This is a genomic window from Verrucomicrobium spinosum DSM 4136 = JCM 18804 (genome assembly GCF_000172155.1).
GTDB lineage: Bacteria > Verrucomicrobiota > Verrucomicrobiia > Verrucomicrobiales > Verrucomicrobiaceae > Verrucomicrobium > Verrucomicrobium spinosum.
This window is the reverse complement of record NZ_ABIZ01000001.1, coordinates 2,192,023-2,217,270: the sequence shown is the minus strand read 5'-3', so window position 1 is coordinate 2,217,270 and position 25,248 is coordinate 2,192,023. Positions and strand designations below refer to the sequence as shown.

Sequence of the window (25,248 nt, the reverse complement as noted above, 5' to 3'; positions counted from 1 at the left end):
ACCAGATGAATCACCACGAGTGCCGCGGCCCCGTAGGTGACCCACGGCTCCTGGCCCAGAAAGACGTAAGGGAGAGGCAATGCCAACGTTCCCGCACACCACACACCATAGAACGCAGCCCTCCATGCCGCCCCGGATTTTTCGGACTCCGTCATGTGAGCACGGATCTCCCGCGTTTGGGGTGACTGTAAGGGGGACCACGTCTTGGGGTCGGCTTGCATGGTGCAGGACTTTTCACCCCTAAGCATCAGCCGATCAACCCGGCCTTCATGATATTTTTTCGATCTTTCGCAGAAGGCGTGAATGCGCCTTGAGATCCCGAAACTCTTCCTCGAAGAGGATCTGGCCACAAGCCCGACGTTGAGGAGCTTCCGGCGAGTGTTGGTTGTGGGGATGAGTGAGCAACTACCCGATTGTATTAGAGTCCGTCATCGCTGCTCTTCCGAGGGAGGTGAAACATCTCTCAGCAAACTCAAACAATAGAACAACGGCACCGAACCGAGCACCCCGAACGAGCAATCAATCAGCCGCCAATACAAAGGAATACCGCGCACCGGGCCGCAGATCAGCGCGAGTGGGATCACCAGGAAACACGCCGCGATGCCCGTCCAGATTGCGGACCGCGCCTCCCTCGGCTTGATCAAGGGACCGATGAAGAACAGGGCGATCACAATGTGCGCAAAGGCCAGCCAGTCCGTGCCATAGGCAATCCAGGGATACTGGCCATACATGTCTTCGAGTCCGCACTTCACCGTGAGAATCCAAAACGTGAGGCCGTCGTGCCCCGCCGGGGAAACGGCATCCCCCACCCCCAGCCAACCGGCGAGCAGCTTCATTTCCGGGAGCAGCGGAAAAGCAGTGACGCCGCTCACGATCAACCCCACGATGAAAAGGCCAAGAACGATGCGAAAACGGCGGATGGCAGTGGTTGGAGTCATATGCAGGTCCGTTGGTTTGCTTCCGGGAACATGCGTCGGCAGTGTTTTGCCAGCAATGCACAAAGCATGAATTGCGTGTGAAGGTTTGATGAAGGCTGGGCGAGGCGTGCACACCGGCGACAGATGGATGGCGCGTACGGCTCGACACCGCTTTCGCCAGCCCAGCACACGCCCCACACCGTGAAGCGCTCCCGTCTGCCGGTAAAGGAGGCGGGATCTCCGGTCCCGCTGGCGAACGAAGCGACCGACCACGTCCTTCGAAACGCCGCCCCCACCGTCTGCAATATCAGGGCTTGCTCGACTGAGCGGGGCTGGGAACCCCCGCCTCCTTTACTCTTGCTGGCAGCATTCCGGCACGCCGAACCCCCAAGGTTCTAGGCACTACCAATCTCCAAAAGCACGCACGCATTCGCGCCAGCGTCTTGGAGTGCCGGTGGCTTGACACCGCTTTGTAACCGGGAACAACGCACACTCACGAAACGGTTGAGCGAAGGGATCGCATCGCCCTCCCCTATCTTCCGTCATCCCTCACGGCTTGCGTCGAACCACCCGCGTCGCTCCCCGCTCATCCCAATAGGTCATGGGCTCTTCAAAGCAGGAAGCCGCGAGATCCTCTGAAAATCGAATCAAGCTCTTCTGTGCATCCTCCACTCCCTGGTTGTAAGCAAAGGGGGCGATCTCTTTGAGAATGTAGTCGAGGAAAGCCCCCGCCTGCAAATCAGTCATTTCCTGGTCCAAGTGGCCGTCAGCAAATCGCTGAAGGGAATCGACAACCTTCGCCCGTTGTTCTTTGGTCAGAGAGAGAGGCATGTGGGAGAAATTTTTCCAACCATGCTCTTCCAACGCATCAGGCCGCGCAACGACAAGTTTAGGCAGACACTTCAGACATCATCTCGATCCATGAATTATCTGATCCTATCATACCCGGCCGCTTGACTGCCGCCATCGTCGTTTCGCAGAATCCAATCGCAGCAGCCGTAGTGACTCCCCCCTGCACATCAAGCCCTCCCCCCATGAACTCGCCCACCCGCCGCTCTTTCCTCAAAACCTCCACCACCGCCCTGGTGGCCACTATCAGCGCACGCACCGCCTTCGGCTCGCAGGCGAACAGCCGCATCAAGGTCGGCATGGTGGGCTGCGGCGGACGCGGCGGACTGATCGCCAAGATGTTTGTCGAGAACGGCTACTTTGAGATCGGCGGTGCCGCAGACTACTTCGCGGACAAGGCTCAGAAGCTGGGCAGCGCTTATCAACTCGGTGCCGACCGCGCCTTCTCCGGCCTTGAGTGCGCAGAGAAAATGATCGCCAAGGGCGGCCTCGACGCCATCGCCATCATCAGTCCGCCTTACTTTCACCCCGCCCAGGCCAAGGCCGCCGTGGACGCTGGCCTGCATGTGTACCTGGCCAAACCCGTCGCTGTGGATGTGCCAGGCATCCAGAGTGTCCGGACCAGTGGCGAACAGGCCCGTGCCAAAAAGCGCGTCTTCCTGATCGACTTTCAGTCCCGCACCGACTCCTTCTTTATAGAAGCGATGAAGCGCGTCCAAGCCGGGGCTCTGGGCGATCTCGCCTTCGGTGAGGCCCGCTACCATGCTGGCCGCCTCAAGCCCAAAGGCACCGGGACCACACCGGAAGATCGCCTCAACAACTGGGTTTTCGACAAGGCGCTCAGCGGAGACATCGTCGTGGAGCAGAACATCCACACCCTGGACATGATGTCCTGGGCCTTCGGCAACGCCGGCCCGCTCAAGGCCACCGCCACCTGCGCCCGCCGGGTCCGCATCGATGTGGGTGATGCCAACGACACCTTCAGCGGACTGCTGGAGTACCCCAACCAGGTCGGCGTGACCTTCAGTTCCCGCCAGTTTGATGCGCAGGGCGCCCCGGAGGGGATCAAGTTCGACCTCTACGGCAGCAAGGGTGCCCTCCTCAGCGAGTATGGTGGCAACGTCATCATCCGCGGCGGGGCGGATACCTTCTACCGGGGTGGAGAGAACCGGGAACTCTACCGCACCGGCATCAGCGAGAACATGACCACCTTCCACAAAGCCATCACGGAGGGCGACTTCACCAACCCCACGCTTGAACCCAGCCTCACCAGCAACCTTACCTCCCTCTTGGTGCGAAGCGCCGCGTACAAGGGTCATATGGTCACCTGGCAGGAACTGCTGGCGGACAAAGAGGTCCTCGCCCCAGATCTTAAAGGTTTGTTAAAGGATTGACGACTCCGCCCTGTTGTGGTGTAACTAGAGACCATCTCAAGGATGAGACGCCGTCACTTTGTCCAGAGCCTTGCCACGCTGCCCGTCTTGGGCGCTTGGAATGCCCACGGTGTCGCCGCTCCAGGCGGCAAATGCCAGCTCACCGGCATTGGTGCCTGCGACTGGACCCTGCGCCAGACGGCCAATCCCGCCTCGCTCGACGTGGCGAAGGAGATCGGTCTCGATGGCGTGCAGGTGGACTTTGGCCACACGCCCGCGGCCGATGGCTCCCTCCCTTTACATGATCCCAAGCTCCAGGAGGAATTTCTCGCCAAATCGCAAGCGACGGGAATTGCCATCCCCTCCCTCGCCCTTGGCGTGCTCAATTCCATCGCCTACAAGAGTGAGGCCAGCGCCGAGAAGTGGGTGCTGGACAGCGTGCCCGTGGCCGTGAAGCTCAAGACTCCGGTGGTGCTCCTCGCCTTTTTCGGAAAAGGGGATCTCCGCCAAGATGAGGCTGGCATCGCTGCCACGATTTCCCGCCTCAAGGCCCTGGCCCCCACGGCCGAGGCCGCCGGCATCACCTACGGGATCGAGTCCTGGCTCAAGGTCGCCGATCTGGAGCGCATCCTCGACGCCGTGAAGTCGCCCGCCATTAAGGTTTACTATGATGTGGGGAACATGCAGAAGGAGAGCGAGGACATCCACGCTGCCATCCTGCGCCTCGGCCGGGAGCGCATCTGCGAGGTCCACGCCAAGGACTACGACGATTTATATGGCAAAGGCAGCATGAATTTCACCCGGGTGAAAGAGGCGCTGGACGGAATTAACTACCGCGGCTGGATCCATATGGAAGGGATTAAAATCCCCCATGGAGTGGTCCAGGACATGCAGTCTGACCTTCGCCATCTGCGATCCATCTTTCAGCCTGAACGACTTTCAAAAACAGCCCCCAGTTAAGAACCCCGTTTAAACCTCCCAAAGAACCGGTATTATCCCCATTTAAACGCCATTAATACTTGCGGAATTCCGCAGGTCTGGTAAAAACACGGTTAATATCCGGTTTTTACCGGCCTTAACTCATGGCGCGGCCCGCAAACACGGTTGAAACGGTAAGCATGACCATCTCGGTCACGCCCCAGCTCAAGCACTATCTCGAAGTGCTTTCCGTGCAGGGTATTTTCGGTGGGGGAAGTCCGCAGGACGTTGCAAAACACCTGCTGAACAACTCCATTCAGGAGCTGGTCCTCAAAGGGCTCCTGAAACCGAAAGAGTGGGTCTCCACGGGTGAAGGCAAGGTGCAGATCGCGAGCGCTTAAATTTCCCCTATCACCACCACACTCATGAACAAGGAACTCTGCTCCCCCTTTCCTCCGGTGCTTCAGTTTACGCCGGAAGTTGAGTCAGGCATGCTGGCCGCTGCCGATCTCACCTTCGAGCCTCGTCTCCAGAGCGAGCCGAGCATGTTCGACCTCGAGATCCTTGCCCACGACATCCTGCGCTACACGCCGGAGCTCGCCGCGCAGTTGATGCAGCTCGGCATGGAAAAGCTTGCTCGCGCTTGATCCCCCCATTGGATCCGCCTGTTCTGTGATTCCCCGAGCGGAACGGGGTGCACAGTTCTGCTTGTCACCCGGGGAAGTCTGTCCATGATGACGGACCGCATGAAGCTTCGCCCCCTCTCTCCGCTCTCGTTGCTCAGCCTGCCGCTGGCACTCGCCCTTTCTGCCTGTGGCACCTTGGAGAAGCTTCCCAAGGTCTCCATGCCCAAGCTGCCCGACATGAAGGTCAAAGTGCCTTTTGTCGGCACCGACAGCACGGCTCCTTCCGATGACCCCTCCCTGCCCTTCCAGCTCAATCAACCGCTGAGTGCAGGACACACCCTCGAGATTGCCGCCTATGCTGGCCAAATCTCCCCCAGCAAAATGTTCGTGGGTCGCGTGATGGTGGACGAAAGCGGTCTGGTGGATCTGGGCAAGTACGGCACCGTCAAGCTGGGCGGCCTGCGCCTGCATGAGGCGGTGCTGCCGCTGGAGAGCGCCTTTCGCCGTCAACGTGGCCAGTCTCTCATCAACGTGCAGGTCATCCGGGTGGAAGACCTCCCTCTGTTAAGCATTCGCGGCGCTGTGAAGCAGCCCGGCATCATTCAATTTGTTGAGGGAGCCACCCCTGCCTCGGTGCTCCGCTACGCTGGCGGCCGCACCGGCGATCCGACTGCCACGGCCGTGTATGTCACACGCAATGGCCAGCGCGCCTTTCACGTGAACTATCTAAACTCGGAAATCCCGCTGGAGCCAGGCGATATTGTGACGTTCTCAGACTCGCTCTGATCCGTATCTCTGCGCAACCCCCACCCCCCCTTTCGGCATGCCTTACGAAACCGCCCCCGGCAGCCCAGAGCAGCCGTTGATCGACGTCATCCCTCTGCGCATCGGTGCAGGGCTCACCCTGCTCTACATGCACGCCTGGCAGCACGCCTTCCTGGCTTGGGGTGCCGTCTGGAACCAGGAACCCTGGGAAGTCATTGGCGTGGTGGAGCAGTCCGGCCTCCCCCTCCCGAAGGTCCTCGCCGCCTTCGCTGCCGGTGCAGCGATCTTCACCGCAGTGTGCTGGATCCTCGGGTTCTTCACCCGGTTCGCCTCCGTCGCCTTCATCCCTGTCACGCTCGGTGCCCTCTGGGTGTGCAATCGCGTGGGCCAGAGCTTCGGTGCCGAGTCGTGCATCCTTTTCCTGCTCATCGCCATCACGCTCATTATCAAGGGACCCGGCTGGCTCTCCGTGGACGCCCTCTTCTCTCGCGGCAAGAAACAGCGCAAGGCGATCTATCTCTGAGTGGAAACGGTCTTCGTCTTTTCCTAGAACTTGGACAGCCGATGTGGACCAACCCACATCGGCCCGCTGCATACCTGAATTAGCTCCTCTCAGATCAGTGGAATTCTGTTAATTCCGTCAATTCTGTCTAAGTTCTCCTCTTCGAGTTCCATTCCACATGTCCACCCCAGCCGCCCCCGTCCGCATTCTCGCGGTCGATCCTGCGCTTCGCAACACCGGCTGGGCTGTTCTCCAGCATGAGGGGCGCACCACCACGGCACTGGCCTATGGCGTGATTCAGAATCCCGCCAAACTCCTCACCTCCGGGTGCCTTGTCGCGATTCGAGAACAGCTAAGCGAGGTCATCAAGAAATTCGGCCCCACTTCCTGCGCGGTTGAATCCACCATCTACGTGCAGAGCTACAAGACCGCCATCACCCTCGGCAGCGTCCGTGGCGCGGTCTTGATCGCCGCTGCCGAACACGGCCTCCCCATCTACGACTACGCCCCGCGCGAAGTGAAACAGGCTGCCGTGGGCAAAGGGGCCGCCGCCAAGGAACAGGTCGCCTTCATGATGCGCTCCATGCTCCGCCTGCGTGAAACCCCGCCCTCTGATGCCGCCGATGCCCTGGCCGTGGGCCTGGCGCATATTCAAGCAACTGCGGGGGCCCTGAGCGTGGGACGGGAGAGGGAGCGGGCTTGAGTTCAGTGGGCAGTAGGCAGTTCTCAGTGGGCAAGGTGTTGGACGCCCATCTCAACCTAAGCATCCCCAGAGCTTGCTAACACCACAGGTGACACCGGCTTCCCGCCGGTGCGTGCTCCCAGCGTCCCGCCGGATGGAGTGGCGAGATGACATAGCAAGCTGATATCATCTCCATTTGGGTTGGATCGACCAACACCTTGCCCACTGCCCTCTGCCTACTGCCCACTGAATCCGCGTTTCCCCAGTTCCCCCAGCGTCCACGCATACTCCGCGCTCAACTGGTCCACCACATCCCCCGTGCGCAACTCCTCGGGCAGCACTTCCCAGGTATAGGTCTCCATTTCCAGATGCTGGCAGGCGGTGGGATGTTTCGCCAGCCAGTCCAGGGCACCGAGGATGTGGTCCTTGGTGTCGGAGAACCCGCCGCTCGGTTCGGCGTGGAGCGGCACGTGGAAGTGCACGCGCCATTCGTCGCCGATCTCATACGGCATGCTCGCGGCCAGTTCCATGGCATTGGGGATGTCGCGCAGACGGCGGAGGGGAGTGTCGCCTTCACGGATGACCACTTGGTGGAAATACACCGGCTCATCGAAGCTCTTCAGGCGGTCCAGATTCTCCGGCGTGGGCTTGAGCTTGAGTGCGGAGCTCAGGTGCAGCTTGCTCAGGCGGATGCCGGCATCGTGGATGCGGCTGAGCGCCTCATTTGCTTCCTCGAACTCGACTGCGAGGTGACAACAGTCGTAGTTCACCCCCACCCGTTTCAGGAAAGTACGATCCCCCGGGTACTGGTCCACATAGAGGCCAAAGAACTTGAGCAGCTCCCCGCTTGTCTCCACCAGCCCCAGGGGCTCTGGCTCCAGGCCCAGGTGCAGATCCTGACCCGTGCGGTCACAGATGCTCTGTATGTGCTCACTACAGGCCTTGAGGTTCGCGAAGATTGCTTCCAATTCCTCAATGCCAATGCCAAACTCCTTGTGTGAACCCGGCAGCGTGCTCACACTGCCACTCATGCCCTTGGGCAGGAGCTGGGAGAGAATGTCAAACAACCGGTTCGTGTATTCCAGCCGATCCTTGGAGGTCCAGTCCGGCTTGAAGACCTGTTCCTTCACCCGCGCGCCATGGAAATTACCATAGGGGAATCCATTGATGGTAAAGACATAACAGTTGTGCTTCTCCAGCCACTCCTGGAACTCCGCCAGCTGGCAGGGCTCAGCCAGCTCCCGGGAAGCCTGGTCCCCCAACCGCAATCCGATGCCATAAGGCTTGCCTCCCGCCACGCGATCCTTCACCCTCAGGGTATAGTCCTCCAGGGTGCGCCAGGTCTGTGCCCAAGTTTCGCCGCGGTGAATGTTCGTGCAGTAGCCCAGGTGGATGCCGTGTTGGAGGTGCATGGGGTCACTCTAGCCAGTCAGTTCCGCCGCTCAAGATCGGAAGAGACATCCATTTTCGGACTTGGCCCCGTTTTTGCTTTCCGTTAAATACATTTAACCCGCACCCCTCCTCCCATGCCCATGCTGCTGGACAGCTACGATAAGGAAAACTTTTTTGATGAAATGTTCGACGAGGAAGCCGCTGTGCGACCTCACTACCGCAAGGTGCTCGAGCGGATGCAGCGACTCGACGCGGGAGACTACCATCGAAGGCAGACGGCCGTGGACCTCGCCTTCATGCGCGGTGGCGTGACTTTCACGGTGTACAATGACAACCAGGGGACGGAGCGCATCTTCCCCTTCGACCTCATGCCCCGGGTCATACCCGCGGCAGAATGGGAGAGGGTGGAAAAAGGCCTCATTCAGCGCATCCAGGCGCTGAACATGTTTCTGCACGACATTTACCACGAGCAGAAGATCCTCCGCGACCGCGTCATCCCGCCCCACTACATCCTTGGGGCCAAGCATTTCCGGCGTGAGTTCATGAACTGCAATGTGGCCAAGGACATCTACGTCCACATCTGCGGCACCGACCTCATCCGCGGTCGCGATGGAGAATACCTCGTGCTGGAGGACAACCTCCGCTGCCCGTCGGGTGCCTCGTACATGCTGGAGAACCGCGCCGCCCTGAAGCGCGCCTTCCCCAACCTTTTCCAATCCGCTGGCGTTCGTGGGGTGGACAACTACGCCGCCGATCTCCGCAAGGTGCTCAACTACGTCACCCCGGACAATATCGGAAGCGACAAGCCCAACGTCGTGCTGCTCACCCCCGGCGTGTACAACAGCGCGTACTTCGAGCATGCCTTCCTGGCCCGCCAGATGGGCATCCCGATCGTGGAAGGCCGCGATCTCCTCGTCCGTGATCTAAAGGTGTATATGCGCACCACCGCGGGTCTCATGCCGGTGGACGTCATCTACCGCCGTATCGACGACGACTTCCTGGACCCCTCCGTCTTCCGTCCAGACTCCCTGCTCGGAGTACCCGGACTTGTCAACGCCTACCGCGCTGGCAACGTCAGCCTGGCCAACAGCATCGGCACCGGCATCGCGGATGACAAGGTCATCTACTACTTCGTCCCCCGCATCATCAAGTACTACCTGGGCGAGGATCCCATTCTACCGAATGTGGATACGTATCTGGCCAGCGAGCCCCAGGACCGGAAGTACATCCTCGAAAACCTGGAGAAGCTGGTGGTGAAGTCCGCCAACGAAGCAGGCGGCTACGGCATGCTCATGGGCCCCTGGGCCACGCAGGAGGAGATTGAAGACTTCCGCAAAAACATCATCGCCAATCCGCGCAACTTCATTGGGCAACCTCCCATCTCTCTCTCCCGCCACCCCACCTGGGTGGGGGATGACTTCGAGGGCCGGCATGTGGATCTGCGCCCCTACATCCTCTTTGGCGAGAAAATCAAGGTGACCCCTGGCGGCCTCACCCGGGTGGCCCTCCGCAAGGGTTCGCTAGTGGTGAACTCCTCCCAAGGGGGCGGCTCCAAGGATACCTGGGTCCTCCACGACAACGAATAAGATTGACCCCGACCTCCATTCCGCTACCGAAGACCTGTCTGCCCAGGTCTTGAATCTCCCGCCTTTCCCAGCGCTTCACCACCTCGCATGTCCCTTCCCCTTCCCCAGCTCCCCGTCACCACGCATCGCGGCAGCGAAATCATGCTGTCGCGGGTGGCAAACTCTCTCTACTGGATGAGCCGCTACATCGAGCGGGCCGAGAACATCTCGCGCCTGCTGGATGTGAACCTCCAGCTCATGCTGGACTTCTCCCATCTGGATGATGAGCAGCTCAAGGAGCACTGGCTCCCCATTCTCCGCTCCGCAGGAGATGAGGAGACGTTCTTCAAGCACTATACGGTGGCGAACAGCCGCACCGTCACCGAGTTCATGACCTTCCGGGAGGAGAATCCCAACTCGGTCATCTCCTGCCTCTTTGCCGCCCGCGAAAACGCCCGCCAGATCCGTGATCAGATCTCGCTGGAGATGTTCGAGGCGCTCAACGAGTGCTACCTCTTCCTGAAGTCGAAGAACGCCCGCGAGATCTGGGACAGCGGTGCCCACGAGTTCTACGACCAGATCAAGAAGTACTCCCACCTCTTCCAGGGGCTCACGAACTCCACCTTCTCCCGGAATGAGGGCTACGAGTTTATCCAATTCGGCAAGTTCCTGGAACGTGCTGACAAGACGACCCGCATCCTGGATATCAAGTACCACATCCTGCTCCCCAGCGTGTCGGATGTCGGTGGTGCCGTGGATGCCGCCCAGTGGCAGGCCGTGTTGCGCTCTGCCAGCGCCTTGGAGGCGTACCGGCGCTTCCACATGTCGGACATTCTGCCCAGGAAAGTGGCGGAGTTTCTCATCTTTTCCCCATCCTTCCCCCGCTCCATCCGCTACAGCCTGGAGCGGCTCTACCAGTACCTTCATCTCCTCACCGAGACGGAGAACGGCGTCTGCAACACCCCGGAGGAGGAGGCTTTTGAGAAACTCCTCGGCGACATGCGGACGCTCAGCATCGACGACGTTTTTAATCTCGGATTGCACGAGTTCCTCGGGAACATCCAAAGCACCATCGACCACCTGGATGACTTCATTTATCAGGAGTTCATGTACCATCCCCCCACTGACATGGAGGCGGAGATCCGGCTGCATCAGCAGGAGATGCAGCAGCAGCAACAGCCGGCGGCATGAGTGATCCCGCCGAAGGCAGCACCCAGGACGATGAATGGACGGACCCTCTCTTGTTGAGCGTCCGCCATTTGACGCGCTACGACTACCACGATGATGTCTGGGACAGCTTCAATGAAGCTCGCCTCCAGCCGGTCAGCGATACTGCCCAAGAATGTCGGGAATTCCATCTGAGAGTCGAGCCCACGGCCACCAGCCTGCGAGACTACCCGGATTTCTACGGCAACTGTGTGCACTACTTTGACGTGCCGCAGAAGCATGCGCGGCTCGAAGTGGAGGCCTTCTCCCGTGTCGCCACTTGTGCGGACACCCGCGGCCCTATTCCAGCGGTCAATCCCCCCTCTGCCCTGAAGGACCATGCCGAGGTGGAGGACTACTTCGACTTCCTCAATGACTCCCACTTTGTCTCCTTGGACAAAGAAGTCTGGCGAGAGTCCATCGACGCTCTCCCCAACGGGGTAAGCGACCTGTGGCACGATGCGCTCGCCGTGGGTCGTCACATCTACAAGAGCTTCACCTACACCCCCTTCACCACCACGGTGAACACCCGCCCCGCCGAGGTGGTGCTGAGCCGTCGCGGTGTCTGCCAGGACTTCGCCCATGTCATGCTCGGCATGTGCCGCAGCCACGGCATTCCCGCCCGGTACATCAGCGGCTATTTCTTCAATCCCAACCGACTTCCGGACGAGATCGAGGCCAGCCACGCCTGGGTGGAAGTGTACCTGCCCGGCTACGGCTGGAAGGGCTTCGACCCCACTCACAACCGCGTCCCCGACACCCGGTATGTGAAGCTCGCCGTCGGTCGGGACTACGGGGACATCAAGCCCGTGAGCGGCACCTTCCGTGGCAAGGGCACCCGGGAACTGTGCGTGGAGGTGCAGATTAGGCGGGTGGAGGACTGAGGGGCGGGGCGACGCTGTGAAAAGTGGTAAGTAAAAAGTGAAAAGTTGAGCTTCAAACAACCTCGCAAGATGCGTTTGGCATACTTCAGTGGTTCCTCACTTTTCACTTACTACTTTTTACTTTTCACTCCTCCGCCCATGCGCCTCACTCACTTTCTGCCCTTCCTGGCTGCTCTCTCCCTCCAAGCCCAAACGCCGGCCCCCAAGCAAGACGCTCCCAAGCCGCCGCCGCCCAAGGCTTATGCGGATCCGGACAAGACGGATGAAGACTTCCCGATCCAAGGCGAATATGCAGGAGAGCAGGATGGCAAGAAGTTTGGGGCTCAGATCATCGCCTTGGGCGAAGGCAAGTTTGAAGCAATCAGTTATCCCGGCGGCCTTCCTGGCGATGGCTGGGACGGGGACACCAGCAAGGTGACCCGCACTGCAGGTCAACGTGAAGCCGGCCAAAATACCGTGACCTTCGAAGCCGACACCGGTGATATCCAGGGCACTGTGGATGGCAGCTCCATCGCGGTGTACTCCAAGGACGGAGAGAAGGTTTTCGAACTCTCCCGCGTGCAACGCGCCTCTCCCACTCTGGAAGCCGCCCCACCCGCAGGTGCCGTGGTTCTCTTCAGCGGCAAGGACAAGAACGATTTCGCCGGTTCCCGCGTGACAGAAGACGGACTTCTCATGGAAGGAGCCACCAGCACAGAAAAGTTCCAGGATTTCACCCTCCACATTGAGTTCCGTCTGCCCTACACGCCCACGGGTCGCGGCCAGAAGCGTGGCAACAGCGGGCTCTACCTTCAGCATCGGTACGAAGTCCAAATGCTCGACAGCTTCGGTCTGAGCGGTGAGGACAACGAGTGCGGCGGCCTCTACAAGATCGCCAAACCCAAGGTGAACATGTGCTTCCCGCCTCTGACCTGGCAGACTTACGATATCGACTTCACCGCCGCCAAATTCGACGCCTCCGGCAACAAGACCGCCAACGCCAAGATGACCGTGAAGCACAACGGCGTGGTCATCCATCAAGATCAAGAACTGCCCAAAGTCACTGGCGGAGCCAAGCTCCCAGAGGACGCCAGCCCCGGTCCCCTCCACCTCCAGAACCACGGCGACCCGGTGCGCTATCGAAACATCTGGGTCGTGAAGAAGTAGGGCCCGCTGCGCGAGAAGACAGAAGACCTGAGGTCCTGGGTGCCCGGCAACTTCGCCGCCGTACTCAGGACTTTTCATTCCCCCGTCAGGACTCTGAAAACACCCTCATCTTCACCCCAATCCCAATCCTGTTAATCCTTCAAAATCTTGTCAATCCTGTCTCAAAAAAGCGTCTTCCACCCCTGACTCACCGGATCTTCGCCACCCGGGGAATCATGATCTCATCGCCCGCCTTCAGACGCGCCGAGGCGGGCAGGCGGTTGTACTCATAGAGCTGCTCCTTGGAGATCCCAAACGCCTCACAGATGGTGCCCTCGGATTCCCCATCGCTCACAATATAGGAGCGGATCACGCCATCGCTGCCCACCGTGTTGGTCTGTCGTTTGCCTGAGGCCAATTCATGAGTGCCGATAGAGGCAGGGACGGTCTTGATCGCAGCGGGCGGGAGTGGTGAAGAGGACGCATCACTTCCCTTGTTCGCCACCGGAGCGTGCTCGTCTGAGGTCTTTTCCTCGTGCTTGTCAGCCTTGGCCATCACAGGCGCGGAGGGCGGTGCGTCTACCGATCCCGATGCAGGTGGATTCACCGTCGGCTTGGTCTCTGACGGTGCTGGCGGCGGCACGTTTGGAGCCGCAATCACCACCGGCGAGGTATTGCCATTCGTCCCCTTCTTGTCACTCACGGGATTGACGATCTGTTTTTTCACCTGCTCAGAGGCCAGGGCGGTCACTTTCGGCTTGGGGATGGGCAATGTTTCTGGTCCAGGAATGGACGGCAGCGGCTTCGTGATCTTGGCCACCGTCGTCTGAGCGGCTGTGGGAGGTTTGGTAGTTGGCACTGGCTCCGTCACGCCGGGCTTGGAGCCCGCATGCCCCTCCTCTGCGGGAGCTGTCCCTGTGGGCGGCTTGACCGGCTTGTCCACTTTCTCAGGGATCACGATCTTGGTTCCGTTCTTCATCCGGCGGGGATCCACCTGAGGGTTGGCCGCCAGAATGGCCTCCATGGGCACTCCGAACTTTCGGCCCAAAGCGTAAAAGGTGTCCCCCTCTTCAATGACATACTCTTTGCCCGAGGCAGGGGAGGAGTTCGCCAGCGCCGTACTGGCAGGCTTGGTCATCGGCTTCACCTCACCAGGCTTCACAGGCGGCTTGTCAGCCGGACTCTGGCCATCGGGATCTTTCAGGGTCACGGCTGGCTTCAGCGGCACGCCTGGCTTGGCCGTTTTACTCCCGTCGGAAGGAGGGATGATGAGCTCCATGTCCGGGTGCAACCGGTTGGGGTTCACATTCGGGTTGGCGTTGGCCAGTGCCTCCGGGGAGATGTTGTATGCCCCGGCGATGCTCCAAAACGTCTCCTCATCATCCACTACGTGGACCTTGCGCCGCTCCGTACGGGGGTCCACCAACCCGCCGCGTGGCGGTATCTTGAGCTTCATGCCCTCCCGCACATACTCCTTGGGCAGCTTGTTGAGCTCCATCACCTCGCCCACGCTGGTGCTGTATTTCTGGGAGATGCTCCAGAGCGTCTCCCCCTTTTTCACGACATGTTCTTTCGCGTCGGAGTCCTTTCCAGACTTCGACTTCGCGGTATCGGCCTTCACCGTACTGCTCTTCGCCGGGGTTTTGGGTTTGGCAGAGGAGCTTTTGCTGGCGGCATGAATCGGGCTGGCCATGAACGCCAGAGCCACGATGCCGCAAAGGTGGAGACCAGGCGGACGCATGAGACCATTTTATAAAATTTAATCATCAAATCCACCGGAAATTTTGTAAGCTCCCATCGCGCTTAAGTCTTCCCCCCTTCATGTCACCCGGAGGTGCCATCCGCCTGTTCCTGTCGTCCAGCGCTCTGCTGGGGGCAGTTGTCTGCCTGTGGATGGTGGAAAAAAGCTGGGACGACGAGCAAGAACGGCTCGTAAAGCAGCTCAGCGAGGCGGCCGCAGCGGATCCGCTGCCATTTCTGGTCGTGGTGGACGCCGGCCACGGTGGGATCGACGGGGGTACTCAGGGCTTTGGCCAATTGGAAAAAGAAATCTCCCTGGATCTGGCGCTCCGCCTGGAGAAACGCCTGCAGGAGGCTGGCTGTCAGGTGCTCATGACCCGAAAAGACGACACCTACCTGACCCTGGAGGAGCGTTGCGAGGTGGCAAACCAGGCCAAGGCGGCAGTCTTCATCAGCCTCCATCTCAATGCGGATGCCAAGTCGGCTGAGACTCACGGGATCGAGACCTACTACAGCTCTCGCAAAAAACTGTTCAGCATGGCCCCTCTCAGAGAGCTACTGGGCTTGAGGCATGACATCCCGGTGCGAGACGTGCGCAGTGAATGGCTCGCAGGAATGGTTCACAGCCGGGTCTGCCGTACCACCGGCGCACCGGATCGGAATGTGCGGGATTGCCAGTTCATCGTGGTGATGCAGACTGAATGCCCCGCCATCCTTGTGGAGTGCGGCTACCTCACCCATCAGGCAGAGTCGCTCTGTTTCACGGACAACGGGTACAAAGACGGCGTAATCGGAGCCGTCGCCAACGGCGTCGTGCAGTACCTGCGCGCCATCCAGATGAATCCCCGGCGGGGGCTGCGGTTTGAGCCCCCACCTGTGTTGGTGGACGAACAGGACCCCGCCATGGAACCGGAGCCCAAACCTGATCCGGAAAACTCTGCTACGCCGGAAGCGCCGGTCACCCCGGCTGAAGGAACCCCTTCGCCAGGGGCCGCGCCCCCCGTGGCAGCGGATGCCTCTCCGGCACCAGAGCCCCCTCCCCCTTGAATCGCTTGACCATCCGCCGGGGCAACTTCACCGTGCCCCGCCTTCCTTCATGACCCCAGAATCCAAACCTCGAACCCTTCTCGCAGAGGTTGTCTGGAACCTCCTTCTGGGCTTGGGAATGCTTCTCGGAATCTGGTTCGTCTTCCACGCCATCAAGTACAACTGGCACTGGGAATCCCTGTGGAAGTGGCGGTGGCTCATTCTCCGTGGCTGGGGCGCTACCGTCGTAGTCTCCGCACTGGCCCTCATGGTCAGCGTCCCCTTGGGGCTGCTTCTCATGTTTGGCCAGCGCAGCCGGTGGATCCCCGTGCGTCTGGCCTGCCGGGGATGTGTGGAGCTCGTGCGGGGCACCCCGCTGCTCGTGCTGCTGCTCATCGGCTACTATGGCGTGGCCAATGCCCTCGGCATCGCCAAGCCCTGGCTGCCCGGGGTCTGCCTCCTGGCACTGTTCCACAGTTCCTACCTCTCCGAGATCTTCCGCGGTGCTTGGGAGTCCATCGGTGCCTCCCAGCTGGAGGCCGCTCGCGCGGTGGGCTTCAATCAGCAGCAGACCTGGCGTTTTGTCATCTTTCCCCAGGCCTTCCGCCGCGCCCTGCCGGGCACCGCCGGCCAGATGGTCTCGCTCATCAAGGACTCCTCCCTCCTCAGCGTGATTGGCGTCGAGGAGTTAACGCAGATGGTGCGTGCCGCCAATGCCCAGGCCTACACGGCGCTGGAGGGGTTCATCCCCCTGGCCGTGCTTTACATCCTGCTCACCATCCCCCTTTCCTGGTGGACCCGTCGGATCGAGGAACGCTACAAGTTTGAAACCTAGGTCACGCTGCCGCTTCCGCCCCACCACCTTTCGCTGCATGCATATTCAGGTCAGCCAGCTCGTCAAACGCTACGGCAGCCACGTCGCTCTCGACGGAGCCTCATTTGAGGTGCCCGCTGATGTGGACTGCCTCGTCCTGTTGGGGGCATCGGGCAGCGGCAAGTCCACCCTGCTTCGAGTTCTCGGCTCACTGCTCACTCCCGATTCAGGCAGCATCCACATCAACGGAACTGCCTTGGGTTGGACAGACGAGGCCATGCTCAAACAGCGACGCGGCAATGGGTTCGTCTTCCAGAGCTTCAACCTCTTTCCCCACCTCAGCGCCGAGGAAAATGTCGCCCTGCCGCTGCGGGAGGTTCACGATATCAACGCCCGGGTGGCCCTTCACCAGGCCCATGAGACGCTCGAAAAGTTTGGCCTGGCCGAGCATGTGAAGAAGCGGCCCGCAGAAATGTCCGGCGGTCAGCAGCAGCGCGTCGCCCTGGCCCGCGCCATCGCTCCCAAGCCCGGCCTGCTCCTGCTGGATGAGCCCACCTCAGCCCTCGATCCCGTCATGACACAGGAGGTGCTCGACCTCATCCTCCGTCTGGCGGAAGACGGCCAGCGCACCGTGCTCTCCACGCATGAGATCACCTTTGCCCGCAAGGTTGCAGACTGGGTGGTGTTTCTTGACCACGGTGTTGTCGTCGAGTCGGCACCTGCCAGCCAGTTCTTCGAGCAGCCCGGAACCGACCTGGCGCGTCATTTCCTGGAATCCCTCACTCGCTACCGGTAGGCACCCACAGCCTGTCGGCCCGCCAATCTCTTCCTGCCATGTCCACCTCATCCTCCGCCCCCCGCCCCTGGATCATTGCCGAGACCAACTGGAAGCAGGTCCAGTCCACCAAGTATGAGGTGGCCGTGCTCCCCATGGGCGCCACCGAGGCCCACAACTGGCACCTTCCCTACGGAACCGACAGCTTTCAGAACGTCGCCCTCTGCTCTGAAGCCGGTCGCCAGGCCTGGGAACAAGGGGCCAAGGTGGCCATCCTGCCCAACATCCCCTTCGGCGTGCAGACGGGTCAGCTCGACATCCCCTTCTGCATCAACATGAACCCCAGCACCCAGCTGGCGCTTTTGAATGATGTCATTGCCTCCCTGGTCGGCGTAGGCATCCCCAAGCTCGTGGTCTTTAACGGGCACGGAGGAAGTGACTTCAAGCAGATGCTCCGGGAGCTCCAGGCCAAGTGGCCCCAGATCTTTCTCAGCACCGTCTTCTGGCCCAATATCGACAGCGGTGCCGGCATCTTCGACGTGCTCGGGGATCACGCCGACGAACGCGAGACCAGCCTCATGCTCCACTTTCATCCCGAGCTGGTGCTGCCCAAAGAGACCTGGGGCGACGGCAAAGCCAACGCCTGGAAGCTCCAGGCCATGAAGGAGAAATGGGCCTGGGCACAACGTGCCTGGACCCAGGCCACCCAAGACACCGGCAGCGGCACGCCAGCGGCATCCACCGCGGAAAAAGGCGCCCAATACGCCGCCCTGCTCTCCAGCCGTCTTGCGAGTTATTTGGTCGAACTCGCTGCGGCAGATGCGACGGATTTGTATGAGCGGTAACGCGGGCTTTTCTGCAATTCATCCCTGAAGTGGACACCGATCACGAGGGCGAACTCGAAGCTCGTGGACGCATTCGTAAGAATGCGTAGGTGCGGGCGACCATGCGGGATGGCTTGCTGCCTTGAGGTGCAAGCGACGCCTCTGACCGCGTTTTGACAAACGCAGCCACGAGTCACGAACAGGGCCGCACCACGAGGCAACTCGATGCTCGTGGATGCATTCGTAAGAATGCGTGGGTGCGGGCGACGGTAACGGATGGCTTGCTTCCCTAAGGTCCAAGAAACGCCGCTGACCGCGTTTTAACAAACGCAGCCACGAGTCACGAACAGGGCCGCACCACGAGGCAACTCGATGCTCGTGGATGCATTCGTAAGAATGCGTGGGTGCGGGCGACGGTAACGGATGGCTTGCTTCCCTAAGGTCCAAGAAACGCCGCTGACCGCGTTTTAACAAACGCAGCCACGAGTCACGAACAGGGCCGCACCAGGAGGGAGCTTGAAGCTCGTGGACGCATTCGTAAGAATGCGTGGGTGCAGGCGACCGTAAAGGATGGCTTGCTGCCTTGAGGTGCAAGCAACGCCTCTGACCGCGTTTTGACAAACGCAGCCACGAGTCACGAGCAAGGCCGCACCAGGAGGGAGCTTGAAGCTCGTGCCCCCATTCCTAATTCATCATTCCTAATTCATCATTCCTAATTCATCATTCCTAATTTCTAATTTCTAATTTCTAATTCCTTCCCCCTCACCCCTGCAACAACGACTGCGCCCCATCAATATAAACCTCGGTCCCCGTAATGTGCGATGAAAGGTCAGAAGCCAGAAACCACACCAGCTCTGCCACCTGACCTGCAGCCCCCGCCCCGCCTCCCGTCAGGGGCACATTCCCCTGCGGAAACTCGACCGGGAGGTGAATCCCTTCCAGCTCCCGCTTCTCAGTTGACTCATCGATCCGGCTCTCAATCGCTCCAGGACAAATGACATTCACCCGAATGCGATGGCGCGCCAGTTCCAGCGCCAGCATCTTCACCAGCGCCACCTGCCCCGCCTTGGAGCACGCATAGGCCGTTGCTCCTGAGTTGCTGAAAATGCGAGTACCATTGATCGAAGCGGTCACCACCACGGAACCGCCCTCTTGCCTCATGAAAGGCAGGGCATGCTTGATCGTCAGGAAGGTCCCCTTGAGATTGATGGCCAGGGTCTCATCCCATTCTTTCTCCTCAATCAGCTCAATGGGTGCCCAGACGCCATTGATCCCGGCGTTGGCAAATACCACGTCAATTCGCCCCTCCGTCCCTACCGCCCGGGCCATGGCAGCCTTCACATCTGCATCCTTGGCCACATCTGCCTCGATAGCCATGGCCTCGCCGCCACCGTGATGGATCTCCTCTGCGGTGCACTGAATCTCCTCTGCGGTACGCCCCAACACCAGCACCCTGGCCCCGGCATGTGCCAGGACCTTTGCAGTGGCTTTGCCCAGTCCAGAACCGGCACCCGTCACCACAGCTACCTTTCCCTTCAAGCTGTCTGTAGGAATAACCATGATCTCAGTGGGTTGTGTTTTTGTTTGGGGAGGATCCCTTTCCCTTCAAAAAAACCCCCTCACCAATCACAAATAGGGATCAGCAAGGGGGCCGGGGATTTATTCTCGAAAGCCCACAGACGCTGCGGGACTTCGTTGGAGCCGTTAGTACTTGGCTTCCAATGCCTGCGCCTGCTCAAGGTGCGCCTTCAGAGTCGGCAGGGTTTTGTCCACCCAGGACTTGAGCTCGCTATCCTTCGATTCAGCTGAGACGTTCTCAAAATTATTGATGGACTTCTTGTGGCTTGAAATCAAGCCTTGCAGGAACTCTTTGTCGAAGTTCTTGCCACTCTGTTTCTCAAGGCCTTGGACCTTGTCAGCGGCTTCTGCCGGTGCGGAGGCCGAGAGTTGCACTCCTTTGGCCTCGGCCAGCTTGCCAAGTTCGGTGTTGGCCTCGGTGTGATGCTTGACCAGCATCTCAGCGAAGGACTTCACCTCGGAGTTTTCGGCCTTTTTCACTCCAAGCTCTGCGACCTTCACTTCGCTCATTCCGCTCTGGGAGGCAGTCTTCACGAACGTTTGGTCAGCAGCGCTCAAAGCGCTCTTTTCCTCAGCAGAGGCGGTAGCAAGCATGGCAAAACCGGCGAACAGGGCTGCGGCGATGGTGGGTAGGGTCAGTATTTTCATGGGTCAGTTTGTTTGGTGTTGTTGACGTCATCGACAACACTGGGGGATCGCTCTCTTGACTCCACACGGATGGATCTAATCCCAGAATTTTGGAATGCGGCCTGTTGGTTGCCAGCCACAATAGATGCCCAGTAAAACAGAACCTTCTATCAACTCATTTTCGTCAATTCCTTAAACCTGATGGCTGACTCAGGGTAATGCACGAAAAGGGGTGCCGGGGGAGCAGCCTGGGGAGCGCACGCATCTTGCGTGCTGTTTCCGGCATCCTGCCGGGAACGTCAGTCAGCGGGGGGCCTCGTGAGGCGCAACCAAACATTCGTGCAACATCGCATTCGAACGCCCTGGAGGCGGTTCCTTGGCGGGTCGGTCCTCCGTTGATAGTCTCCGGAGCGGGTTTGGTGCCTGAAAGGCCCTCAGAGCCCAGCCCAGGAGCAAAGGCCACGAAGTGGACGGAGACCCTGGGTATCTCCGGAGAAGGTGATCAGGTGGGGAGGGCGACAAGACTTGCGCCCAGCCCGGTGCCTTCTGCATCTCCATGGCCATCAGTCATTGATCGACGTCTCCCTCTTCCAAAGCCAAGAGCCGGGACGGCTCTTCTACCATTTCCAGCAGCGACGACACATTCCCATATGGACGTGCATTTCGCGACAACGCCCTGACTGACGTTCCCGGCAAGATGCCGAGAACAGCACGCAAGATGCGTGCGCTCCCCAAGCTTCCCAGAAGCCCACTCCATCACTCCATCACTCCATCACTCCATCACTCCATCACTCCATCACTCCATCACTCCATCACTCCATCACTCCATCACTCCCGCTCCCGCCCCCCCCACCTAAATCACCTTCTGCATATAGACCACATCCAGCCACTGGCCGAACTTGAACCCGACCTCACGAAAATGGCCACATTGCACAAAGCCAAACTTGGCATGCAGTCCCACGCTGGGAGCCTGGCTGGCATCAATGACCGCAATGACCACGTGGTGCCCCAGTTGCGCTGCCCGATCCATCAAGTCCGCCAGCAATACACTCCCCAACCCGCGCCCCTGCTGATCGTGATGCAGATAGACGGAATTTTCCACCGTGTGCCCATACGCTGCCCGGGGGTGAAACTTATTCAAGGCACCCCAGCCAATGACCCGGCCCTCTTCCTCCAACACCGTCACCGGATGACGAACGCCGTGCACCTCAAACCAGGCCTGCCGCTCTTCCAGCGTGGAGGGCTCGGTCTGATAGGTGCACGTTGAGTGCAGCACGTAGTGGTTGTAGATGTCGTTGATGGCACCGAGGTCGTCGCGCCGGGCAAGTCTCAGAGTGGGCATAGGAAAAGGTTGCTTGAGCCTGACGCAGATTCCCCCCTGTGACAAGGAGCAGCATGGCCTCCCTTGCGCGCCCCCTGCCATGGAGTGTACTGGTGCCGACGCACTCCCCGCTCATGTCCAGAAAACCCATCATCGCCATCACCATGGGCGACCCCGCCGGCGTCGGTCCGGAGGTCAGCCTGCAACTGCTCGCCAATGAGGAAGTCACCTCCCAGTGCTCCCCGGTCATCTTCGGCAGTGCTGCCATTTTGGAGAGAGTTTCCAAGGCCACAGGATTCCCCATCCCAGCCAGATTGATCCCAAGGGATGCGTGGTCACAGGCGCACACCACGTTGGATACTCCCGCGATCCTGGACCTCGGCGAAGTGAACCCATCCTCGGTGACACCTGGCATCATCGGTGCTCACACTGGAGCTGCCGCCTATGGGTATGTGAACCTAGCCATCGATGCCGCCCTGGCTGGTGAGGTCGCTGCCGTGGCCACGGGCCCGCTGAACAAGGAGGCCATGCACATGGCCGGCATCCATTTCCCCGGTCACACGGAAATCTTCGCCTCCCGCACATCCTCCGACCGGTGGTGCATGATGCAGTACTCTGAGGAAATTACCTGCACCTTTGTCACCGTGCATTGCGGGTACGCGGAGGTGCCCGCGCTGCTCACCCTCAAGCGTATTCTGGAGGTGATCGAACTCACGGCGGAAGCGCTTCAGAAGATCCGGGGTCGCGCCCCTAAGATCGTGGTCTGTGGCTTGAACCCTCACGCCGGGGAGCACGGCCTCTTTGGCAACCGTGAGGAAGAGCGCATCATCATCCCCGCCATCGAAGCCGCCCGCGCCCAGGGTCTGGATGTCGAGGGGCCGTTGCCTCCTGATACCGCCTTCCTCCCGTGGAAACGTCGCAGCACCGACGCCTTCGTCTGCATGTATCACGACCAGGGGCACATCCCCGTCAAGGCACTGGCCTTTGACAACGCCGTCAACACGACCCTCGGTCTGCCAGTCATCCGCACCAGCGTGGACCACGGCACCGCCCTGGACATCGCCTGGCAGGGTAAGGCCAACGCGGGCAGCATGAGCCACGCGGTCAAGCTGGCGGTAAGGCTTGCTGGCCAGAGAGAGACACACGGCTCGACACTACGCCAGGCAGAGTGATCGCGGGCCTCGGTCATCCTGACGAGCTAAAGCCCCAGATTGGGAAAAGAGGAACTTGGGACTACGATCCAAAGATCGGAGGTGCCAGATGCGCCCAAGGCTGCAACGAGCCATACCTGGCTATCTCCTTCCCGAATGCTGTGCTCATGAATTTCTCATTGGGGATGATACTCACCCGGCCCAGGTCCAGGCGATCCGCGTCCCAGCAGGTCGCGATCGTGGGATCCACATGATGCAATCCCGTCGTATGCCATTCACAGGCATACACCAGCTTCTCAAAAGCCTCGTCCGGAAGCTCAAACGCAGGCCCCCGCAGACTGCGGACATACACCGCCGCCCGGGGACCATGCTCCAGATCAAAGCCATCATTCAGCCGTTGGGAATCGTGGAACAAGGCGAACAGCCGCACGACATCAACGTCCGCCCCGGTCTGGGTGGTAAGAATCAGCGCGTTCCGCTCCACCCGCCGCCAGTGATCCGGCCCGTGGACTGACATCCACTTGGGCGCGCATTCCGCAATCACCCGCTTCCATAGGGCATCAAAGGGCACGAGGGAACTCATGCATCAACTTCTCCATTTCCGACAACTTTGCCGGAAAAAAAATCAGACCTCACGCCGGGGCGAACGACGACGCCCGGTCGGGCCGGTGCCACCGCTTTTGCCGCCACGGCCGCTGCTGTCACCGTCACGACCGCCCCTGGGACTGCTGCCACTTCTTGGGCCGCTTTCACTTTTGGGACCCCTGGAACCTTTGGAACCTCCATCACGTTCACGACCACGGATACTCCCACCACGAGGGCCACGCGCAGCGCCTTCGCCAGCACTTTGGCCACGATCACCACCGAAGCTGCTACCCGCACCCGCCCCAGAGGCCGGGCTCGTGCCGCCAGTCCGCTTCCGCGCACCAGTCTTTCGGCTGCTGCGCTTGGCTTCCTTCTGGCGGTGAATCTCCAGGCTTTTGCGGACGGAGGCCGTTTTCGGCTTGCTCATCTTCGGCCGGTCTTTGGCCAGCGGATTGAGGAGCATCTTGTCCACATCCTTGTCACTGAGCTCCTTCCAGTTGCCTTCGAGGATGCCTTTGATGGCCAGATTGCCGATGCGCACTCGCACGAGGCGCTTCACCTCGTAGCCGAGGAAATAGAGCATCATGCGAATCTGTCGCTTGAGCCCCTGCTTCAGCACCATGCCGATCTTGTAGTCGCCGATCATCCAGGCACGTTCCGCCTTGGCATAACCGTCTTCGGTGTGGAATCCCTTGGTGAGCCGGGTGAGGTTCTCAGGGTCGAAGCGAGTCTCAAGGATCACTTCGTACTCCTTCTCCACGCCCTGGCTGGGGTGCAGGAGCCGCTGGGAGACTTCCCCGCGGTTGGTCATGAGCAGGAGGCCTTCGCTCTCCTTGTCCAGACGCCCTACGTGATGCAGGGTATGAAACTTCTCTGGGAGAAGGCTGTAAATCGTGTCGCGGTCTCGTTCATCGCGGCGGCTGCACACCAGACCTCTCGGCTTGTGCAGCACAATCACGACCCCTTTGTGAGGGCGGACCTTGTTTCCATCCACCACGACGTCATCGGAGTCCGTGACCGTGGTGGACAAATTGGTGCAGATCTTCCCGTTCAGGATGACTCTGCCATCGCGAACCAACTGCTCGCAGCCTCGGCGAGAACCAAGACCGCAGGAACTGAGATAGCGATTAAGACGCACTCGGCGGGATTAAGCTTCCGGCTTGGTCTTGGGCAGGTTGTAAAGGCTGCGGCCTTCATTCCACTGGCCACGGGCTTTCATCAGCTTGATACGTTCGCCACGCTTGAGGACGCTGCGCTTGGTGCCGACGGAACCACCGGAAGACTTGAGACTACGATGCTGGGACATGGCTGAGTAAAAGGTTTGCCGTTAAAAAGAGGGTCGGGAGGTTAACCTGGTGCGGGGCAGGCGCAAGGCATTTGTGAGACGAATGCTGGTTTTCTTTCACGTATCCCGGGAACCCAAAAAAGAACTGCCCGGCTCCGTTTCCAGAGACCGGGCAGCTTAAAATACTTGGAGTCGTTCCAAAAATTACTTGGCCGGAGCACCCTTCCAGGCACCAAAATCAGCACCCTGGTCGATCCACTTCTTCAGCAGTTCTTTTTCTGCATCGGTGAGCGGGTCGCCCTTGCCCTCTGGGGGCATGGCCATCTCGTCGCTGACGGGCAGCGTCGTCACCTTGTAGAGCTCGCTCTCGGCGGCCTTGCCTGCCACAAGGGTCTTCTCCCCGGACTCCTTGCCACCCTTTTTCAAGCCTTCCACTGTGTCCATAATCAGACCACCCTTGGGCTTCTTCAGCTTGCCCGTGGCATCCGTGTGCTCAGTCTCATGGCACTTCAGGCACTTCGTCTTGAAGATCGGGTAGATCTCCTTTTCGAAGTCCACCTTCCCCCCGGCGGGTGCAGCGGGAGTTTGGGCAAGCAGGGCGAGCCCGCCAAAAGCACTGGCGGCGAACAAGATAATGGCTGGTTTCTTCATGAAAAATCAAGTGTTCCCCGAAATTCATCACGCAGTACCAACCCGGTCAAGCAAAAGAGGACCACTC

At 60.0% G+C, this 25,248-nt stretch carries 27 protein-coding genes; 16 read left to right on the top strand and 11 right to left on the bottom strand.

From position 1 onward, the window contains the following. Nucleotides 1–428: 428 nt before the first annotated feature. Nucleotides 429–938, bottom strand: a complete 510-nt coding sequence (locus VSP_RS08705) for a hypothetical protein (RefSeq protein ID WP_044133470.1) — start codon at nucleotides 936–938, stop codon at nucleotides 429–431. Between the two features lie 528 nt (nucleotides 939–1,466). Then, on the bottom strand, nucleotides 1,467–1,748 hold the full coding sequence (locus tag VSP_RS08700; protein WP_009960072.1) for a DUF2164 domain-containing protein: 282 nt from the start codon (nucleotides 1,746–1,748) through the stop codon (nucleotides 1,467–1,469). A 203-nt stretch (nucleotides 1,749–1,951) separates the two neighbouring features. Here VSP_RS08700 and VSP_RS08690 point away from each other — a divergent pair, with 203 nt between their 5' ends. The 7 genes from VSP_RS08690 to ruvC all read left to right on the top strand — a co-directional run bounded on the left by VSP_RS08690 (nucleotide 1,952) and on the right by ruvC (nucleotide 6,653). Further along, nucleotides 1,952–3,160, top strand: coding sequence for a Gfo/Idh/MocA family protein (locus VSP_RS08690; RefSeq protein WP_009960071.1), 1,209 nt, complete (start codon nucleotides 1,952–1,954; stop codon nucleotides 3,158–3,160). A gap of 42 nt (nucleotides 3,161–3,202) precedes the next feature. Further along, nucleotides 3,203–4,099, top strand: a complete 897-nt coding sequence (locus VSP_RS34615) for a sugar phosphate isomerase/epimerase family protein (protein WP_009960070.1) — start codon at nucleotides 3,203–3,205, stop codon at nucleotides 4,097–4,099. Nucleotides 4,100–4,221: 122 nt separating this feature from the next. Next, entirely contained in the window at nucleotides 4,222–4,458 is a 237-nt protein-coding gene (locus tag VSP_RS08680) for a hypothetical protein (protein ID WP_009960069.1), read from the top strand. Between the two features lie 24 nt (nucleotides 4,459–4,482). Next, entirely contained in the window at nucleotides 4,483–4,704 is a 222-nt protein-coding gene (locus tag VSP_RS08675; protein ID WP_009960066.1) for a hypothetical protein, read from the top strand. An 84-nt stretch (nucleotides 4,705–4,788) separates the two neighbouring features. After that, complete coding sequence (locus VSP_RS08670) at nucleotides 4,789–5,469, top strand: polysaccharide biosynthesis/export family protein (protein WP_009960065.1); 681 nt, start codon at nucleotides 4,789–4,791, stop codon at nucleotides 5,467–5,469. A 37-nt stretch (nucleotides 5,470–5,506) separates the two neighbouring features. Further along, a complete protein-coding gene (locus VSP_RS08665) occupies nucleotides 5,507–5,971 on the top strand; it encodes a DoxX family protein (protein ID WP_009960064.1) in 465 nt (154 codons plus the stop codon). 157 nt (nucleotides 5,972–6,128) lie between these two features. After that, entirely contained in the window at nucleotides 6,129–6,653 is a 525-nt protein-coding gene (gene ruvC / locus VSP_RS08660) for a crossover junction endodeoxyribonuclease RuvC (RefSeq protein WP_009960063.1), read from the top strand. A gap of 215 nt (nucleotides 6,654–6,868) precedes the next feature. On the opposite strand, the gene eboE is transcribed toward ruvC, so the two are convergent. Further along, nucleotides 6,869–8,044: a metabolite traffic protein EboE gene (gene eboE / locus VSP_RS08655; protein ID WP_009960062.1), complete on the bottom strand. Its 1,176-nt coding sequence runs from the start codon at nucleotides 8,042–8,044 to the stop codon at nucleotides 6,869–6,871. Between the two features lie 114 nt (nucleotides 8,045–8,158). Here eboE and VSP_RS08650 point away from each other — a divergent pair, with 114 nt between their 5' ends. From VSP_RS08650 to VSP_RS08635, 4 genes are all read left to right on the top strand, one after another. Further along, a complete protein-coding gene (locus tag VSP_RS08650; protein WP_009960061.1) occupies nucleotides 8,159–9,610 on the top strand; it encodes a circularly permuted type 2 ATP-grasp protein in 1,452 nt (483 codons plus the stop codon). Between the two features lie 87 nt (nucleotides 9,611–9,697). Continuing rightward, nucleotides 9,698–10,780 (top strand): alpha-E domain-containing protein, encoded by a 1,083-nt coding sequence (locus tag VSP_RS08645; protein WP_009960059.1) that lies wholly within the window; start codon nucleotides 9,698–9,700, stop codon nucleotides 10,778–10,780. Next, on the top strand, nucleotides 10,777–11,679 hold the full coding sequence (locus VSP_RS08640) for a transglutaminase family protein (protein WP_009960057.1): 903 nt from the start codon (nucleotides 10,777–10,779) through the stop codon (nucleotides 11,677–11,679). Before VSP_RS08645 ends, VSP_RS08640 begins: the two co-directional genes overlap by 4 nt. 138 nt (nucleotides 11,680–11,817) lie before the next feature. Further along, nucleotides 11,818–12,825 carry a 3-keto-disaccharide hydrolase gene (locus VSP_RS08635; protein WP_009960056.1) on the top strand — a complete coding sequence of 336 codons (1,008 nt, stop codon included), beginning with the start codon at nucleotides 11,818–11,820 and terminating at the stop codon, nucleotides 12,823–12,825. Nucleotides 12,826–13,012: 187 nt separating this feature from the next. Here VSP_RS08635 and VSP_RS34610 read toward each other — a convergent pair whose 3' ends face one another. Further along, entirely contained in the window at nucleotides 13,013–14,545 is a 1,533-nt protein-coding gene (locus VSP_RS34610) for a LysM peptidoglycan-binding domain-containing protein (protein WP_009960055.1), read from the bottom strand. Between the two features lie 80 nt (nucleotides 14,546–14,625). Between VSP_RS34610 and VSP_RS08625 the strand changes: the two genes are divergently transcribed. The 4 genes from VSP_RS08625 to VSP_RS08610 are packed head-to-tail and all read left to right on the top strand — an operon-like array spanning nucleotide 14,626 to nucleotide 18,004. Continuing rightward, entirely contained in the window at nucleotides 14,626–15,591 is a 966-nt protein-coding gene (locus tag VSP_RS08625; protein WP_009960054.1) for an N-acetylmuramoyl-L-alanine amidase family protein, read from the top strand. A 49-nt stretch (nucleotides 15,592–15,640) separates the two neighbouring features. Further along, nucleotides 15,641–16,405: an amino acid ABC transporter permease gene (locus tag VSP_RS08620; RefSeq protein ID WP_009960053.1), complete on the top strand. Its 765-nt coding sequence runs from the start codon at nucleotides 15,641–15,643 to the stop codon at nucleotides 16,403–16,405. A gap of 37 nt (nucleotides 16,406–16,442) precedes the next feature. Beyond that, nucleotides 16,443–17,180, top strand: coding sequence for an amino acid ABC transporter ATP-binding protein (locus VSP_RS08615; protein WP_009960052.1), 738 nt, complete (start codon nucleotides 16,443–16,445; stop codon nucleotides 17,178–17,180). 38 nt (nucleotides 17,181–17,218) lie between these two features. Beyond that, entirely contained in the window at nucleotides 17,219–18,004 is a 786-nt protein-coding gene (locus tag VSP_RS08610; RefSeq protein WP_009960051.1) for a creatininase family protein, read from the top strand. Between the two features lie 741 nt (nucleotides 18,005–18,745). Here the strand turns inward: VSP_RS08610 and VSP_RS08605 are convergent. The 3 genes from VSP_RS08605 to VSP_RS08595 all read right to left on the bottom strand — a co-directional run bounded on the left by VSP_RS08605 (nucleotide 18,746) and on the right by VSP_RS08595 (nucleotide 21,530). Continuing rightward, nucleotides 18,746–19,543: an SDR family oxidoreductase gene (locus VSP_RS08605; protein ID WP_044133468.1), complete on the bottom strand. Its 798-nt coding sequence runs from the start codon at nucleotides 19,541–19,543 to the stop codon at nucleotides 18,746–18,748. Between the two features lie 144 nt (nucleotides 19,544–19,687). After that, entirely contained in the window at nucleotides 19,688–20,209 is a 522-nt protein-coding gene (locus tag VSP_RS08600; RefSeq protein ID WP_009960047.1) for a DUF4142 domain-containing protein, read from the bottom strand. 832 nt (nucleotides 20,210–21,041) lie between these two features. Further along, the gene (locus VSP_RS08595) at nucleotides 21,042–21,530 is read right to left on the bottom strand and encodes a GNAT family N-acetyltransferase (RefSeq protein WP_009960046.1); all 489 of its coding nucleotides are present in this window, start codon (nucleotides 21,528–21,530) and stop codon (nucleotides 21,042–21,044) included. 113 nt (nucleotides 21,531–21,643) lie between these two features. Here VSP_RS08595 and pdxA point away from each other — a divergent pair, with 113 nt between their 5' ends. Continuing rightward, on the top strand, nucleotides 21,644–22,681 hold the full coding sequence (pdxA, locus tag VSP_RS08590) for a 4-hydroxythreonine-4-phosphate dehydrogenase PdxA (RefSeq protein WP_198141348.1): 1,038 nt from the start codon (nucleotides 21,644–21,646) through the stop codon (nucleotides 22,679–22,681). A 61-nt stretch (nucleotides 22,682–22,742) separates the two neighbouring features. Here pdxA and VSP_RS34605 read toward each other — a convergent pair whose 3' ends face one another. The 4 genes from VSP_RS34605 to VSP_RS08570 form a co-directional block, all read right to left on the bottom strand. Continuing rightward, a complete protein-coding gene (locus VSP_RS34605; protein WP_009960044.1) occupies nucleotides 22,743–23,243 on the bottom strand; it encodes an HD domain-containing protein in 501 nt (166 codons plus the stop codon). Between the two features lie 42 nt (nucleotides 23,244–23,285). Further along, nucleotides 23,286–24,383, bottom strand: a complete 1,098-nt coding sequence (locus tag VSP_RS39140) for a pseudouridine synthase (RefSeq protein WP_081452461.1) — start codon at nucleotides 24,381–24,383, stop codon at nucleotides 23,286–23,288. A 9-nt stretch (nucleotides 24,384–24,392) separates the two neighbouring features. After that, nucleotides 24,393–24,551, bottom strand: a complete 159-nt coding sequence (locus VSP_RS40810; RefSeq protein WP_009960041.1) for a small basic protein — start codon at nucleotides 24,549–24,551, stop codon at nucleotides 24,393–24,395. A 183-nt stretch (nucleotides 24,552–24,734) separates the two neighbouring features. Then, nucleotides 24,735–25,181 (bottom strand): c-type cytochrome domain-containing protein, encoded by a 447-nt coding sequence (locus VSP_RS08570; RefSeq protein ID WP_009960040.1) that lies wholly within the window; start codon nucleotides 25,179–25,181, stop codon nucleotides 24,735–24,737. Nucleotides 25,182–25,248 lie beyond the last annotated feature (67 nt).